Source organism: Amycolatopsis keratiniphila, assembly GCF_000400635.2.
GTDB lineage: Bacteria > Actinomycetota > Actinomycetes > Mycobacteriales > Pseudonocardiaceae > Amycolatopsis > Amycolatopsis keratiniphila.
Genome location: NC_021252.1, coordinates 6,251,290 through 6,266,570 on the forward strand (window position 1 = coordinate 6,251,290; position 15,281 = coordinate 6,266,570).

Genomic DNA, 15,281 nt, shown 5'->3' on the forward strand with positions numbered 1-15,281 from the left:
TTCCTGCTCTCCAGTCCTCGAGTTCAGCGGGTGTACTGATAGACCGGCTGCAACGAGCCGGCCAGATAGCGTTCGCGCATTTCGACGCGTTTCACCTTCCCGCTGGTGGTCCGCTGTACGCCGCCCGGGCGGAGGAATGACACCCCGGCGACCTGGGCACCGAACTCGCGAGCCACCAGGTGCACGACCTTCTGCGCCAGTTCCGCCAGGTGTTCGGCCGATGCTTCGCGGACCTCGTGCGTGATGACGACCCGGTCCGGTTCGTCCTCGGGTCCAGGAAGGCGGAAGGCCGCGGTGATCCCCGGCAGTTCCGGGAATTCCGCCCGCAAGGCGGACTCGATGTCCTGCGGGTAGATCTTCAGCCCCCGCACGACGATGACCTCCTTGATCCGCCCGGTCACATAAAGCTCACCGTCGTGGCGGAACCCGAGATCGCCGGTCCGGAGATACGGTCCGTCGCCCTGGGCCGTGGTCGCGTGGAACAACTGGCTGGTCTGTTCGGCCTTGCCCCAGTACCCCTTGGCGACGCTGCGTCCGCGCAGCCAGATCTCACCGACCTGGTCTTCGCCGAGAGGCTCCAGGGTGTCCGGATCGACGAGTTCCAGATCGATCTCGTGCGGGTACCCGCAGCTGATGATCTGCTTGCCGGTCTCGGGCGGATCCGCGACCTCGAAGGCCCCGCCGTCGAGCGCGTTCCGGTCCGCGTCGAGGACCCGCAGGGTGGACGAACGACGGCTCGCCACGATCAGCGTGGCCTCCGCCAGGCCGTAAGCCGGGCACATTTCGGCCTTGAACCCGGCGGGGGCGAACTTGTCCGCGAAGCCGCGCATGGTGGACAGGTTGAGCCAGTCGGCACCATTGGTCGCCATCTTCCAGGTCGACAGGTCGAGCCGGGAGACCTCCTCGTCGGAGATCCGGTCGACACAAAGGCCGAAGGCGAAGTCGGGGGCCGCCGAAACCGTGGCGCGGTACCGGTCGATGGTGCGCAGCCAGGAATAGGGACGCCGGACGAAGGTGCCGGGATCGAGGAGATACGAGGTTCCACCGAACAACAGCGGGCTCAGCAGCTGGCCGATCAACCCCATGTCGTGGTAGAGCGGGAGCCAGCAGACCAGGCGGATCTCTTCCGGCGGCAGATCGGTGATCTCGAACAGGATCCGGGAATTGGTCAGGATGTTGTCGTGGGTCAGCACGACACCTTTGGCGTCACCCGTGGACCCGGAGGTGTACTGCAGGAAGGCGGGGGCGTCGGGTCCGCTTTCCCGCGCGGAGAAGTCCGCCGCCGGGGCGGGGTTCACGGTGTCGGTGAACACGGGAGCCAGATCGTCGAGCCCTTCCGAGGACACCCAGTCCAGTACGACGTCGCGGTCGCCCGAGTGGGCCAGCACCACCGAGACACCGGCGTCCTCCGCGATGGCCGTCAACCGCCGCTTCTGCTGTTTTGAGCGCACGGGCAACGGCGCCGGAACAGCGATCAGTCCACTGTAGAGACAGCCGAGGAATGCCGCGGCGAAATGCGGTCCGGACGGATAGGTCAGCAGGATCCGGTCTCCCGGCCGGGCCAGTCGTTCGAGTTGTGCCGCGACGGCGCTCGCCTCGTCGTGCAGCCGTCGATAACTCCAGGACACGGTGGAGGCCGGGTCGTCCGGGTCTCGAACGAAGGCCACGGCCTCCCGCTCACCGTGCTCCCGGACCCGCTCCTGGAAGACCCGCGCCACGCCTGGGCCCGTGGTCACACCGGTCACGTCCGCCTCCTTTCCTGGCCGACTCCGTGGTCGGCTGTCGCTCTGCTGAGCACCGGTGGCGCAGCACGGACACCGCTGAACGCGACTACGAGACTTTCCGGCCCACGCAAACTCGGGGTCGCCTTGTAGGTGAGCCGATCGGTCATCTTCGGCTCGATCACGCGACCGGCGAACGCCGCGAACGCGGCGGCTCCCTCGATCCGGGCGAGCCCGCTGCCGAGGCAGAAATGCGGACCCGACGCGAAAGCGAGGTGCTGCCCGGCTCCCGTCCGGCCGATGTCGAACTCGTCCGGCCCGGTGAAGACGGCGGGATCGCGATTGGCCGCACCCAGCAGGAGGACCAGGAGATCCCCTGCCGCGATCCGCAGTCCACCGACGGTCAGGTCGGCGATGGCCACTCTCGTGGTGATCTGTGCGGGCGAGTCGTATCGCAGCACCTCGTCCACCACCGCGGGCGCCAGGTCCGGATCCCCGGCGAGACGCCGCAACTGCTCCGGATGCTCCAGCAGTGCCCGGACGCCGTTTCCGACGAGACCGACCGTCGTCTCGTAGCCGGCGTTGATCAGCAGCACGCAGATACCGAGGACTTCGCTTTCACTCAGCCCGCTTCCCTCGTCTCCGGTGTTCAGCAGGACGTCGAGGACGGGACCGTACGGCGCCGAACGTGGTTCCGCGAGCAGCTTCTTGAAGTAGACGAGCAGGCGCCCGCCCGCCCGCGCCGCGTCGCCGGTCGCCTCCTGGTCCACCGATCCCAGCGGAAGCGGGTACAGCCCGCGGGAAAGCGTCCTGGACCAGTCGCCGACCCGTTCGTGGTCCGCGGCGGGAACACCCAGCTGGTTACAGACCGTCGACAACGCCAGCGGCGAAGCGAAATCCTTGATGACATCGAAAAGACCGTCCGGGGGTACCGCGTCGAGGAGGTCGTGCACCGTCGCACTGATCCGCGGCAGCAGTGGCGCGAGGGCGCGCCCGGTGAAGGCCTTGGACACCAGGCGGCGGAGGCGGGTGTGGTCCGGCGGATCGAGGTCGACGAGCTTCCGGCTCGCCGGGTGGACGTCCTCATGGAAGATGCGGGCCCGGCTCCTGTCGCTACTGACGCGTGGGTCGCGCAGGATCGCCGAACAGTGTTCGTGTTTCGCCACCACCACGACGCCGTCCGAAGCGGGATACGGCGAGGATTCCCGCAGGTGGGCGAGAACCGGGTAGGGCTCCCGCTCACGCAGGACCTCCGGTAAGCGGGTGAAGACCTCTCCGAGGTCGGTGGTCATCGGCCGGCCTCGGAGCGGTAAAGGGCGCCTTCCGACCAGATGTAGCGGACCTTTCCCCAGCGGGCGGCGGAGGCGACGTCCGGGAAGAACCCGGAGCCGTTGAAGTTCGCGCTGGTGTTGCACAACACCGGTACCCCGGTCCGGCGCCGGTAGGCGGTCAGCAGTTCGTACATCACCGGGTTCTCCGCACCGACGGTCTGCAGCCGGGCGCTGCCGTCGACGTGCACCACGGCCGGGACCCGCGCACGCCATTCCGGACGGACCTGGTGCTCGAACAACATGTACGGGTCGCGGGTGCCCGGCGAGAACACGTCGGGAGCCGCGTCCTCCAGGCAGATCGGTGCCACCGGCCGGTAGGACGCGCGCTGCTTGAGCTCGTTCAGCCGGTCCAGCATCCCGGCGTCGATCGCCGGGGCGATGATGCTCCGGTGCCCGAGCGCGCGGGGACCGATCTCGGCCCGGCCGGTCAGTACGATCACCGGTTCGCCTTCGACGGCGAGCAGTTCGGCCAGTTCGTCAAGCGTGCACGGCGTCGACGACCAGCCCTCCGGCACTTCGGCGCCGGGAACGACCTCCGGTCCCGCGAAGGCGGACCAGTGCAGGGCACTGTTCCCGGTGCGGTCGATCATCTCCGCACAGGCCGCGCCGATGGCCGAACCCGCGTCGTTGGGGAACGGCGGTACCCACACCTCGGAGAACAGGCCGGAGTCACGCACGCGGGCGTTCCACTTGATGTTCAAGGCACATCCACCGGACAACGCGAGCGGCGTGCCGCGGAACTCTTCGTGCTCGATCACGAACCGGCGGAGCGCCTCGACCAGCAGCCCCCCAAGGTATTCCTGCATCGACGCCATCAAGGTGGCGTCGGAAAGCTTCTTCGGCGCCAGGTCGCGCAGGACGGAGCGGCTCCACAGATACATGGGCACGACGTCGTTGGGCCGGTGCCTGCTGGAAGCGGCCGCCATGGCGGCCAGGACGTCGTCGTCCGGGCTCCCCAATGCCGCGTAGGCCATCGCTTTGCCGGAGACCGGCAGGATCACCGTCTCCAGTTTCCGGGCATCGGTGTCGAGCGCGCCGTCCCCGGTACGGAAGGGTTCGAGGTGGGTGGCGAAGATGGGGTACAGGCCACCCAAGACGTCCGACAGCCAGCGCAGCGGCCGCAAGGACCGGCGGACCGGGTCGTAGTGATACAGACAGGGCGCCATGCCGCCGTCCCACACCACGATGAGCGCGGATTCACCTCGCTGGGCGAACGGGCTGCTGCAGTAGCCCGCCAGCGCGTGGCCGGTCGCGTGGCTGAAACTGCGAAACTTCACCAGGCCGTCACCGAACAGTTCGGCCGTTTCGAACGGACGGCTGAGCGGGTCGATGCCGGTGCCGGGCGAGTCGCGATAGGAGGCGACCGGTACCGGGCGCCGGGCGCCCGCGTCGTCGATCACGTGGACCTGGTGGGTGTCCTCCCCCGCGGTTCGTCCCCAGCCGTCCACCGCGATCGAAGTCAGTTCTTCCGGGCGCAGCCCCTGCCCGTCGAGCACGGCGATGAGGTCGCACCACGTGTTCAGCGCCGAATACCGGGCCCGGTTCTCCAGTTTTTCGGCCTCGATCGAAAAAAGCAATCGATCGTCTTCGATCGCGGCCAGGGAGCCGTCGTGGGTGAGCTTCAATCCGCAGAAGATCTCGCTGATGGTGGTGCCCCCTACCCGGAGTCGATTTCCCGCTTCGCGGAGGTCAGCCGAACAGAAGAATTCCGGCACCATCTTCGGTATGCGGAATAAAAATGTCCAACACGACCGGGCGGAATTGGACTTCCCGCATAAGATCGTTGCCTCTTCGGTCACTTTGTGGATGCGACCGCCCGACCTTGTTGTACGCGGCGTGAGCCGAAGGGCAATCAGGGCAACCCGGGCCGATATTCGGGCAGTTCGGGTCACATCTCATGGAATACCTGCTCGCCGGACAACGCCGGAACAGGCCGAACCCCCACGCGATCCGGACGCAGCCAGACGCGAAGTCGTGGTCGGCTCCCGCGCACTGAGCATTCGTAGTGGACAGCCCGAGCCTCCGCTGGACCCCTCTCCCTCAGCCGATCTACGGCTACACCCCGATCGCCGGTTTCGCCGGACTGCCCGCCATCGCCGTGCCCCTCGTGCGGACCGAATTGCGCACCAGGCTTCCGCCGGTCGATGTGGCATTGCTCAGGCCACGATCGCAGGAAAGGTGGCCAGGAAGGACCAGGTGTACGTGCAGCGGAGCTTGTGCGCCTTCAACATGCACTCCAAGCCCAGGTATCCGTCAGACGACTACGTGCGAGCTATGGGCGGTGTCAAGACCTGCCAGCACATCGCGAACGACTCGGATGCGGGCCGTGACGCACGTACCGGCTCGGTAGCGCTTCAGACGGGTGAGGACAACCGCAGGTATGCAGTACGGGCATGCTGAAGCCACGGAGGGAAGTTCAGGTGCCATTATGCGTCTGGTGAGCCCCGGCGCCGGGAACTATGCGCTCCCGGAAGCCGGCCGGGACGGGCGAACGGGAAGTGGTCAACCCCTGGACAGATCTCCTGCGCACCATCTGACGACCGGATTTGCCAGAGTGGTTGAGGTCGTGGCGTAACCGAGGATGATACCGCGGTTCTCGGCGTCGAGGGGGCCGGTCGGTGATCACCGAGGCATCCATTCCTGACAGCCGTCCGCCTTTCTGGGCGTTGCGGGTCACTTTCCACAGCACTTCGCCGAAGGCCCCGGATGCGTGGCTGGAGGATCCGCCTCCAGCACGATCCCCGTTTCGATGAGTGACTTCGCCTCGCTCGGCCCCACTTCGTCGGGCGCGCGGTTGACGGTCAAGGCGACCACACCGGCACCTCCCCCGGTGGCCGCGGCGACTGTTCGTGCTGTTCTCATTCGTCCGCCTTTCCTCGGCGGACTCGCTCAGTCCGGGGGTGGTGGGGTGCGGATCTCGTCGGGCACGGAACCGCCCGCGAAATCGGCCGCGACGCCGAGGTCTTCGGCGTAGTCGACGCTGTCCGGTCTTTCCTCCCGCTCACGGTCGGCGGCTTCCGCCGTCTCGTCGACGTCGGGACGTTCCTCGGCCAGACGCTCACCGAGCGGGGCGGGATGCGCTTGTTCCCACGGGGTCATGCCGTGTTTGGTCACCCCGCTCCAGTGCTCCGGCGGATCCATTCCCTCTTCGAGCGGGTCGACACGCAAGCGGTCTTCGTCGAGATCTTCGGCGCTGTTCAGCGCCGCGGGGTCGGTCTCGACGGGGTCGGGCGCGCCGGTGTCCTGCGGAGCGGCGTAAGCCTGATCGTGCTCGGACATGATTCACCTTTCGTGCTACGCGGATCAGCGGCCGAGGGCGTCGCGGATGGCGTCGCGGGCGCGGTCCATGATCGCGATGGGCGGGCCGAGCAGGAGGTTCGCCGTCGCGCTTTCGACCCCGGGATGGGGGCGGGTCGGCGCGATCGCTTCCGCCACCCGGACGGTCGCGGCCATGGCGCGGAGCCGTTCGGGGCCGTGCGCCGCCCGCAGCAGCGGGAACTCCTCTTTTTCTTCGTGTTCCGCGTGCGCGAGAACGTCTTCGCGCAACTGGACGAGCAGGGTGTCGAAGCCCTCGGCCTCCGGCCCCATCTCGGTCAAGGTGACGAGCAGCCGCTTGGCGCGGTGTTCCTCGCCGATACGGGCTTCCACTACGTGTTCGCCGTCCGGCAAGCCGCGCACTTCCGGGTGAACCACCTCTTCTTCGGCGGTCTCGTGCACGGCGAGCAGCCGGACCAGGTCACGGAACAGGTCCCGGCGCTGTTCTCCTTCCGCGGTCTCCAGTTCGGTGAACAGCAGCCGGATCTCGTCGTGCTGACGGTGCAACAGGGCGATGACGTCTTCGTTTTCGTTGTCGGGCACTTTTTCTTCCTCTGTCCGGCGGGAACATGCGGTTGCCCCCGGATTCCCGCCTCGCCGTGCTTCACACATCACCGCGAACAGGTGTGACGATCGAGAAGCCGGGTACACGCCTGCGACGTCCCCGGAAGAACAGGCAGCGCGATGACCCAGACGCCGGCACGGCCCCTCCAGGTTCCGCACGCGCCCCGCCGGAAGGGCAGGCGCGGGAACACCCTGCTGAAGCTGATGAGGACGACGGATCCGAAGACGATCGGCGTGATGTACATGGTCACGTCGTTCGGGTTCTTCCTGATCGGTGGCTTCACGGCACTGCTGATGCGCGGCGAACTGGCCCGGCCGGGACTGCAGTTCCTGTCTCCAGAGCAGTACAACCAGCTCTTCACCATGCACGGCACGATCATGCTGCTGCTCTACGCCACGCCGAATGTGTTCGCCTTCGCCAACTTCCTCGTACCGCTTCAGATCGGGTCGCCCGACGTGGCGTTTCCGCGGCTGAACGCCTTCTCCTACTGGCTGTACCTGTTCGGCGCGATGATCGTGCTCGGCGGCTATCTGACGCCGGGCGGGCCGCCGGACTTCGGCTGGACGGCCTACACCCCCTTGTCGACGGCCGTGCACTCACCGGGCGTCGGCGGGGATCTGTGGATCGCCGGGCTGATCGTGACCGGGCTCGGCACGATCCTCGGCGCGGTCAACATGATCACCACGATCGTCTGCCTGCGCTGCCCGGGGATGCTGATGTGGCGCATGCCGATCTTCACCTGGAACATCTTCTTCACCAGCATCCTGATCCTGCTGGCGTTCCCGATCCTGACGGCGGCGTTGTTCGGTCTGATGGCCGACAGGCATCTCGGAGCGCACGTTTTCGACCCGGCCAACGGCGGGGCGATCCTCTGGCAGCACCTGTTCTGGTTCTTCGGCCATCCCGAGGTGTACATCGTCGCGTTGCCGTATTTCGGCATCGTCAGCGAGATCGTCCCGGTGTTCAGCCGGAAACCGTTGTTCGGCTACAAACTCATGGTGTTCGCGACGATCGCGATCACCGCGCTGTCGGTGGCGGTGTGGGCGCACCACATGTTCGCCACCGGCGCGGTGCTGCTGCCGTTCTTCTCCATCATGACCTTTCTCATCGCGGTGCCGACCGGGATCAAGTTCTTCAACTGGATCGGCACCATGTGGAAGGGGCAGCTGACCTTCGAATCACCGATGCTGTGGTCGGTCGGATTCCTGGTGACGTTCCTGCTCGGCGGGCTGACCGGGATCATCCTCGCTTCGCCGCCGCTGGATTTCCACATCCACGACACCTATTTCGTGGTGGCGCACTTCCATTACGTGCTGTTCGGCACCATCGTGTTCGCCACCTTCGCCGGGATCTACTTCTGGTTCCCCAAGATGACCGGACGGATGATGGACGAGCGGCTCGCCAAATGGCATTTCTGGACCACGTTCCTCGGCTTCCACACGACGTTCCTGGTCCAGCACTGGCTCGGCAACGCGGGCATGCCCCGCCGCTACGCCGACTATCTGCACAGCGATCAATTCACCGGCATGCACATGGTCTCCACCGTCGGCGCCTTCCTGCTCGGCCTGTCCGTACTGCCGTTCATGTGGAACGTGTTCAAAAGCTACCGCTACGGCGAACCCGTCGACGTCGACGATCCCTGGGGTTTCGGCAACTCCCTGGAATGGGCGACCACCAGCCCGCCACCCCGCCACAACTTTCTCGAACTACCCCGGATCCGCTCCGAACGCCCCGCGTTCGAACTGCACTACCCGCACATGATCGAACGAATCCGCGACGAAGCCCACCGGACGACCGGCCATCCTGGGAACGCCGCGGACCCGGCCGAAGTCGCCGCCTCCGCCACTCAACCCGACGACCAAGGGCCCAGCCGCGACCCTCGCGGGCGTTGACCCTCGACCATGGCCGCAAGCCTCTTCACGCCGATTCGGTGGCCAGTCCCCGATCGGTCCCGTACCGCAAACGCTCACGGAGTTCGGTGACGAAGGACGAATCGGCATAAGCCAGCGTCTCGAGGACCACACCGGGCGCACCCAGCGCCAGGGCGAACTGCAGCACGGGCGCCGGCTCCTACCGCAATTTCGCCGTCGGCTCGCGCCAACCGGCGTTTGAGTACCCATCTGGCGGATACCCGGGCAGGTATGGAATTTCCTCGAGAACGAAGCGTTCGGTGAACCGGGCGACGCTGCTACTGGGATTGGGGTTCGGCGGATTCATCGACGGTATCGTCGCCCACCAGATTCTGGGCTGGCATCACATGCTGTCGAGCTGGTACCCGCCGACCACCCCGCACGACCTTCACCTCAACATGGTCGGCGATGGACTATTCCACCTCCTGTGCCTGATCTTCGTGATCGCCGGTGTGGTCCTGCTGAACCGGGGTGACCGGCTGGCCGCGCGGACCCTCTGGGGCGGCATGGCGACAGGCTGGGGCGTGTTCAACCTCGTAGAAGGCACCGTCGACCACCTGATCCTCGGCGTGCACCACGTCCGCCCAGGCCCGTACCAACTCGCCTACGACCTCGGCTTCCTTGCACTCGGAGCCGTCCTGGTGACAGCAGGCCTGCTGACCTCACGCTCGTCCCGCTCCCCCGCCGGGACCCGATGAACACCGGGTCTTGCCGGGATGCCGGCCGTTGGTGGGCGTCCGTCTTCACAGGCGTCGTTCAAGCGACGGTCCCGCCGCCGACCTGTTTGGCGGCAACGGTGTTCGTCCGTTCCAGGCGGCCAACGGCCACTTGCAAGGACCCCGCCGCGGCGCGCGGCGGGGTCGCTGGAGTGTCACAGTCCTGAAAGTCGCGCTCGATGACATCACCTGCCTTTCACTCAGCCGTGCCGGACTCACGAACCGGTACCGGAGGTGAACGCTGCCGCATCCAGCGCTCACCGACGTGGACCGCGGGACACGGTCGCGCTGTCGGTGAACGGGCAGGCCGTGCGGTCCGAGCGGCCCGCGATCGCTCGGACGGGGCCAGGCCCCACGAACGCCGAGGGGGAATGCGTGAGACATCGGCGAAAGAGGCCGCGATGATCGACTCGAACTCGGTGCGCAGCCACACCGGGTCCGCGTACACCAGCTCGGCGAACGCTTCGTTCACCGCTGTACGGCGGATACCGTGCCGCATGTCGATCACTCCCCGGAACGTCGTCGGGACCGAAGCCAGGTCAAGTCATCTCTGAAAAACTATGTAACCCGCCCTGCCGAGGATGTCAAGCCCCGCACGCTTGCGGACCCGCGCTCGACGTGCTATGAGAGAATTAGCACTCGGCGGTCGAGAGTGCTAACGGACCACGCCTCTCCACAAGGACGGAAAGCATGACAGCTGTGATCGTTTTCAGCACCGTGGTCACGGGCATCGTCGCGATGGTCGCCGTCGCCGCCCGCAGACACCACCTGGACGATCTCACCCGCGACTGACCACGGACTCCCGCTCACGAACCGATGGAGCATTCATGGGGTTGAACAAAGTCTGGATACGCACTCTCAGCGATGGTCTTCTCCGTGCCGACCAGGTCATCGGGCTGACCGCGCACGCCACCCCGTCGATTCCCGGCAAATCCCCGCGCTGGCTGTTCGACGCCACCGTCGCGGTCCCCGCGGGCAGCGGCAACACCAGCGGCTGGGACGTCGGCATCCTGCATCGCACACTGATCCAGACACCCGTCGAACCGGTCGAGGCACCCGACGAACTCGCCCGCCTGCTGGCCCGCCTCGACGAGCCGGGCACGGCCGGGATCATCGAACCGATGGCCGACCGGGTCGCGGACGGCGCCGGCCGGATTCGTTTCCGCTTCCGCTCCTTCGGCGATTCCTCGCCGGGCGCCACGGCGGCCGGACAGGAACACGAAGCGGCGAGCCGCCGCTGAAAAGAACGAAGGCACACGCTTTCGCCACGAAGAAGTGGCGATACGAGGAAGGAGGCAATTGTGATGTTGATGCGAACCGATCCGTTCCGTGAGCTGGACAGGCTCACCCAGCAGTTCCTGGGCGCCAACGGCACCGCTTCCCGCCAAGTGATGATGCCGATGGATGCCTACCGGTCCGGCAACGAATACGTGGTGGCGTTCGACCTGCCCGGGGTCTCGCCGGATTCGATCGAAATCGACGTGGAACGCCACGTGCTGACGGTCAAGGCCGAACGCGCCCTCGAACCGGGCGGGAACGCCGAGGTCCAGGTGGCCGAGAGGCCTCGCGGGGTGTTCAGCCGTCAACTGTTCCTGGGAGACACGCTGACGACCGACGACATCAGCGCGGATTACGACGCCGGGGTGCTTACCCTGCGCATCCCGATCGCCGAACAGGCCAAGCCACGCAAGATCGCCGTCACCAGTGGCGAAAAGGCCGAGCAGATCAACCCCTGACCGTTCCCGAGTTCCACTCGACGCGGAGCGGCCCGCCCTTCCGCGGGGCGGGCCGCGCCCCTCAGCGCAGGAGTACCGCGATGCTCCACGACGAAAGCCCGTGGCGGACGTGGCCGACCATCGACGTGGTGTTCCCGCGCTCGCGGACCGGGAACCCTGGCACTGACAGGGTTCCGGAGGCGGGTGATGGATCATGACGGCCGATCCGTACACAGTGCTCGGGGTGGCTCGCGACGCGACCCCGGCCGATATCGCGACGGCGTATCGCCGTCTCGTTCGCAGGCTGCACCCCGATGGCCGGTTCCCTGATCCCGAGCGCCTCGCCGCCGTCCTGGCGGCCTACCGGACGCTTCGCGCCAAAGCGCCGCGGACGACCGGGTCGCGCGGCGTCGCCATTCCCGTCCGTGTCCACAAGCGACGGAGCTCGTCGCCCTACCTCCGGTGGCGTCCAGGCTCCGATGACGGCGAGAAGCCGTGATCGGGCCTACGGCCGTCAGCCGGAGGGCAATGGAGCGCGTGTGACGTCGAGTCCGGCGAGGAGGTCGCCGTGTTCGTTGACGCGGTCGAGGACGTCGTCGGCGGTGAACACCAGCTGTGCCGGGCGGCGGCAGGCGCGGACTTCGTCCCAGGTGACCGGGGTGGAGACGGTGGGGTGGTCGCGGCCGCGCAGCGAGTACGGGGCGACGGTGGTCTTGGCGGGGTTGTTCTGGGACCAGTCGATGAACACCCGCCCGGTGCGCTGGGCTTTGGCCATCACGGCGGTCACCTTGCCCGGTGTCTCCCGGGCCAGGCGTTGGGCGAGTTTCTTCGCGTACGCCGACGGGGCCGCAGGGTCGTCGGTGGTGATGGCGCAGTAGAGCTGCATGCCCTTCGAGCCGGACGTCTTCGCCAGCGGCGTCAACCCGTTGTCCGTCAGGGCTTCGTGCAGTCGTTCGGCGACGCGGCAGCAGTGCACGATCGAGGTTCCCGGCCCGGGGTCGAGGTCGAACACCAGCCGGTCCGGCGGGCGGCGCGTGCCGTCGTCGCCGACGGTCCATTGTGGAACGTGGAGTTCGAGTGCGGCCATGTTCGCCGCCCACACCACCGCGGCGAGCTCGTCCAGCAACGCGTACGTGACCGGCTCTGTCGAGCCCCGGCTGCCGCTGCGAGCGATCCGGGCGGTCGGCAGCCACGCCGGCGCGCCGTGCGGGACGTTCTTCTCGAAGAACTGCTCCCCGCCGACACCGTCCGGGAAGCGGATGAACGTCACCGGACGCCCGGCCAGATGCGGCAGCAGCACCGGGGCGATACGCGAGTAGTAGTTGATCACCTCCCCCTTCGTGAACCCGTCCGGATACAAAGGTTTGTCCAAATTGGACAGAACGAGTCTCCGGTCACCGGCCTGGACGGTGATCTTCGCCCCCGGTGAAGCCGTGGGCTGATCCTCGGCCACCGGATCACCTTGTGCCTGCTCACGCGTGGTCTTTCGGGCAGAGGCGGGCTCGCGTCGTTGCGGGGCCAGGACGTCGGCAGGCTCCTTGTCATCGCGCAGACCCCGCCACGCGGTATGCCGCAGGCGACCGGCGCCGCGGGTGAACTGCCGGAACACCACCTCGCCCACCAGCTCCGGCTCCACCCACTGCGCCCTCGCGGTGTCGGCCCTGGGTGGTGTCTCAGCGAAGGGATGCCGCTTCCGCTCGAGGGCGTCGAGCCGGGCCTGCAAGCGGGCTCGTTCGGCTTCGGTGAAGCCGGTGCCGACGTCACCGATGTAGACCAGGTCGCCGGTGTCCGGGTCGTGGGCACCGAGCAGGAGCCCGCCCATCAGCCCGTCCAGCCGTCCCTGCCCGGGCCGGTAACCGCAGACGATCACCTCGGCCGTCTGGATCAGCGGATGTTTCAGCCAGGCGTTGCTGCGGCGCCCGGGGGTGTAGGCGGCGGTGCGGAGCTTCGCGACCAATCCCTCGTGACCACTGGCTTTCACGTGGTCGAGCAGGTGCCACGGGGTCCGGCGATCCGCGGCCAGATCGGTGAAGGTGAACCCGCGCACCACCTCCACCCGGTACGGATCCGGCATCGGCAGCGCGGTCAACTGCCGCCGGCGCTCGTCATACGGCTCACGCAGCAGCGAGACACCGCCGAGCTGCACCAAATCGAACGCCAGGAACCGGACCGGAACGTCGTCGGCGAACGGCTCGTCACGGCGAGCAGAGCCGCGATGGGTCTGGTAGCGGCCGCGGCGTTCCTGCAGCAACCCGAAGTCGATCTGACCCGCGTCGTTGTAGACGACGATCTCCCCGTCCAGCACCGCGCTCCGCCCCTCCAGCGCCTCCGTCAGGACACCGGTCAGATCCAGGAACTCGTCGGTGAAGTCGACGTCGTTACGGCTGGTCAACACCGTGGTGCCGTCGGCGGCGATCCTCATGCACGCCCGGTAGCCGTCGAGCTTGTACTCGTACGCCCACTCCGGCCCCTCCCGCAACCGGCCACCGTCCGGACTGGCCAGCATCGGGCTCACCCACCCCGGAACACCGCGCACCGCCTCCCGCGCCATCACGAGCTCCCGTCACCGCCGACCGCACCGGACACCGTGCGAGTCGTCCGCGGTTCGACCGTAACCCGCTTGGCGTAACCGCGCTGGATACGCGCAGGTCAACACCCCGGAAAGGGTGGCGCTGACCGATCTCGGCGTTGCGCCCTGGAGGGCGGGCAGCCTGCTTGGCCGCGGGCAGCGGCGTTCAGGAGTGGCTTAGCCCGCCGTCGATGCGCCGGCCCTACCGGGATCGCCGACTCCTCCGGCGACGAGGGCGCGGAACGCATCGAGGTCGCCGATGACCTCTTCGGCGCGGTCCCGCTGCCTGTAGAGCTCGTAGTAGCGGGCACCGATCACGTCGGGGTCGGCCACCACGTCGCCGGGAATGACACCGGACGCGATAGTCACCGTAGCCACGTGGATGCCCTGGGGCCGTAGTTCGGTGTGCAGGGCGTGTGCCCAGTTCCGCAAACCGGCCATGGCCAGGCCCACGTTGGCCAGGAACGGTGCGGGGATGGCCGAGGAAACGCCGGTGGTCAGCAGGAGCGTTCCGTCGCCACGGGCACGCATGTCCGGCAACACCTGTCCCACGGCCGTCACCGCACCCAGCACGTGCAATTCGAACTGCTCGGTGGCGGAGCCGGCCGTGGTCTGCGCGGCGTGGGTGATCGCGCCGGTCGGGCTGGGGCTGAACTCCAGCACGTCGACCGGTCCCAGCGTCCGCCTGGCCGCGGTGAGGGCATCGACCAGCGCGTCACGATCACGGATGTCGGCGGGAAACGCCCCGGCGGTCACACCGAGTTCGGCCAGCTCGCCGACCAGACCATCGAGCACGTCCTCGTTCCGGGCGATCAGCCCGACCCGGAAACCCTGACGGCCGAAACTCCGGGCCACGCCCATCCCCAGCCCCGGGCCGGCACCGACGACGACAAGGGTCTTCGCCACCTCGACTCCTTTCCGACCACCCCGGCCAGGACGAGTTCCTCGGCCGCCGGCGGTTACTCTTTGTTCGTAGAGCCATGGTTTGTCACAGAGCTGCCGCCGGCAAGACGGCACATTCATGTCGGTGACGCACACGGAGGTAACCCTTGGCAACCCACGGAAACCCCGAACCGGACGACGAGGCGTGCCGTCAGGTGCTGCAGATCCTCGCCCTCATCGGCGACAAGTGGACGATCCAGGTCGTCGGGCGACTCGGCGACCGGACCTTGCGCTTCAGCGAGCTACACCGCGCGATCACCGGCATCTCCCAGCGCATGCTCACCTTGACCCTGCGGCAACTCGAACGCGACGGCCTGGTGACCCGCACCGTGCACCCCAGCGTTCCCCCGCGCGTCGACTACACCCTCACCGCACTCGGCACCACGCTGCTGGACGCGGCCGTGGCCCTCGGCGAATGGGCCACCACCCACCGGCACGAGATCACCGACAACCGGCGCCGCTACGACACCACCCATCCACCGCGAACGCAGTCCTGA

General features: G+C 67.4%; 15 protein-coding genes. 6 read left to right on the forward strand and 9 right to left on the reverse strand.

The features are described from left to right. Window positions 1–23: 23 nt before the first annotated feature. The 6 genes from AORI_RS68520 to AORI_RS68540 all read right to left on the reverse strand — a co-directional run bounded on the left by AORI_RS68520 (window position 24) and on the right by AORI_RS68540 (window position 6,910). Window positions 24–1,745, reverse strand: coding sequence for a fatty acyl-AMP ligase (locus AORI_RS68520; RefSeq protein ID WP_016335829.1), 1,722 nt, complete (start codon window positions 1,743–1,745; stop codon window positions 24–26). Continuing rightward, window positions 1,742–3,013, reverse strand: coding sequence for a cytochrome P450 (locus tag AORI_RS68525; protein ID WP_016335830.1), 1,272 nt, complete (start codon window positions 3,011–3,013; stop codon window positions 1,742–1,744). Before AORI_RS68525 ends, AORI_RS68520 begins: the two co-directional genes overlap by 4 nt. Continuing rightward, entirely contained in the window at window positions 3,010–4,677 is a 1,668-nt protein-coding gene (locus AORI_RS68530; RefSeq protein ID WP_228688206.1) for a carbamoyltransferase N-terminal domain-containing protein, read from the reverse strand. The genes AORI_RS68525 and AORI_RS68530 overlap by 4 nt, the downstream gene beginning before the upstream one ends. 1,048 nt (window positions 4,678–5,725) lie before the next feature. Continuing rightward, window positions 5,726–5,866: a hypothetical protein gene (locus AORI_RS83525; protein WP_228688207.1), complete on the reverse strand. Its 141-nt coding sequence runs from the start codon at window positions 5,864–5,866 to the stop codon at window positions 5,726–5,728. 75 nt (window positions 5,867–5,941) lie between these two features. Further along, complete coding sequence (locus tag AORI_RS68535) at window positions 5,942–6,331, reverse strand: hypothetical protein (RefSeq protein WP_016335832.1); 390 nt, start codon at window positions 6,329–6,331, stop codon at window positions 5,942–5,944. A 24-nt stretch (window positions 6,332–6,355) separates the two neighbouring features. After that, window positions 6,356–6,910: a hemerythrin domain-containing protein gene (locus AORI_RS68540; protein WP_016335833.1), complete on the reverse strand. Its 555-nt coding sequence runs from the start codon at window positions 6,908–6,910 to the stop codon at window positions 6,356–6,358. 141 nt (window positions 6,911–7,051) lie between these two features. Here AORI_RS68540 and ctaD point away from each other — a divergent pair, with 141 nt between their 5' ends. Then, window positions 7,052–8,824, forward strand: coding sequence for an aa3-type cytochrome oxidase subunit I (ctaD, locus tag AORI_RS68545; protein ID WP_016335834.1), 1,773 nt, complete (start codon window positions 7,052–7,054; stop codon window positions 8,822–8,824). A 25-nt stretch (window positions 8,825–8,849) separates the two neighbouring features. Here the strand turns inward: ctaD and AORI_RS83720 are convergent, their stop codons facing one another. After that, window positions 8,850–8,990: a hypothetical protein gene (locus AORI_RS83720; protein WP_158509145.1), complete on the reverse strand. Its 141-nt coding sequence runs from the start codon at window positions 8,988–8,990 to the stop codon at window positions 8,850–8,852. A 112-nt stretch (window positions 8,991–9,102) separates the two neighbouring features. Between AORI_RS83720 and AORI_RS68550 the strand changes: the two genes are divergently transcribed. From AORI_RS68550 to AORI_RS68570, 4 genes are all read left to right on the forward strand, one after another. Next, window positions 9,103–9,540, forward strand: a complete 438-nt coding sequence (locus tag AORI_RS68550; protein ID WP_016335835.1) for a DUF2243 domain-containing protein — start codon at window positions 9,103–9,105, stop codon at window positions 9,538–9,540. 845 nt (window positions 9,541–10,385) lie between these two features. After that, on the forward strand, window positions 10,386–10,799 hold the full coding sequence (locus AORI_RS68560) for a hypothetical protein (protein WP_016335837.1): 414 nt from the start codon (window positions 10,386–10,388) through the stop codon (window positions 10,797–10,799). Between the two features lie 63 nt (window positions 10,800–10,862). Next, window positions 10,863–11,294 carry an Hsp20/alpha crystallin family protein gene (locus tag AORI_RS68565; protein ID WP_016335838.1) on the forward strand — a complete coding sequence of 144 codons (432 nt, stop codon included), beginning with the start codon at window positions 10,863–10,865 and terminating at the stop codon, window positions 11,292–11,294. A 193-nt stretch (window positions 11,295–11,487) separates the two neighbouring features. Further along, window positions 11,488–11,772: a J domain-containing protein gene (locus tag AORI_RS68570; protein WP_016335839.1), complete on the forward strand. Its 285-nt coding sequence runs from the start codon at window positions 11,488–11,490 to the stop codon at window positions 11,770–11,772. A 15-nt stretch (window positions 11,773–11,787) separates the two neighbouring features. On the opposite strand, the gene ligD is transcribed toward AORI_RS68570, so the two are convergent. Continuing rightward, window positions 11,788–13,824 carry a DNA ligase D gene (ligD, locus tag AORI_RS68575; protein WP_016335840.1) on the reverse strand — a complete coding sequence of 679 codons (2,037 nt, stop codon included), beginning with the start codon at window positions 13,822–13,824 and terminating at the stop codon, window positions 11,788–11,790. A 195-nt stretch (window positions 13,825–14,019) separates the two neighbouring features. Next, window positions 14,020–14,748 carry an SDR family NAD(P)-dependent oxidoreductase gene (locus AORI_RS68580; RefSeq protein WP_016335841.1) on the reverse strand — a complete coding sequence of 243 codons (729 nt, stop codon included), beginning with the start codon at window positions 14,746–14,748 and terminating at the stop codon, window positions 14,020–14,022. Between the two features lie 143 nt (window positions 14,749–14,891). Between AORI_RS68580 and AORI_RS68585 the strand changes: the two genes are divergently transcribed. Then, complete coding sequence (locus AORI_RS68585; protein WP_016335842.1) at window positions 14,892–15,281, forward strand: winged helix-turn-helix transcriptional regulator; 390 nt, start codon at window positions 14,892–14,894, stop codon at window positions 15,279–15,281.

What these genes read in the sequence shown, in the direction of transcription:
- AORI_RS68560 (WP_016335837.1), top strand. Translation starts at nt 10,386, where the DNA reads ATGGGGTTGAACAAAGTCTGGATACGCACTCTCAGCGATGGTCTTCTC.
- AORI_RS68535 (WP_016335832.1), bottom strand. Translation starts at nt 6,331, where the DNA reads ATGTCCGAGCACGATCAGGCTTACGCCGCTCCGCAGGACACCGGCGCG.
- AORI_RS68525 (WP_016335830.1), bottom strand. Translation starts at nt 3,013, where the DNA reads ATGACCACCGACCTCGGAGAGGTCTTCACCCGCTTACCGGAGGTCCTG.
- ctaD (WP_016335834.1), top strand. Translation starts at nt 7,052, where the DNA reads ATGACCCAGACGCCGGCACGGCCCCTCCAGGTTCCGCACGCGCCCCGC.
- AORI_RS68565 (WP_016335838.1), top strand. Translation starts at nt 10,863, where the DNA reads ATGTTGATGCGAACCGATCCGTTCCGTGAGCTGGACAGGCTCACCCAG.
- ligD (WP_016335840.1), bottom strand. Translation starts at nt 13,824, where the DNA reads ATGGCGCGGGAGGCGGTGCGCGGTGTTCCGGGGTGGGTGAGCCCGATG.
- AORI_RS68570 (WP_016335839.1), top strand. Translation starts at nt 11,488, where the DNA reads ATGACGGCCGATCCGTACACAGTGCTCGGGGTGGCTCGCGACGCGACC.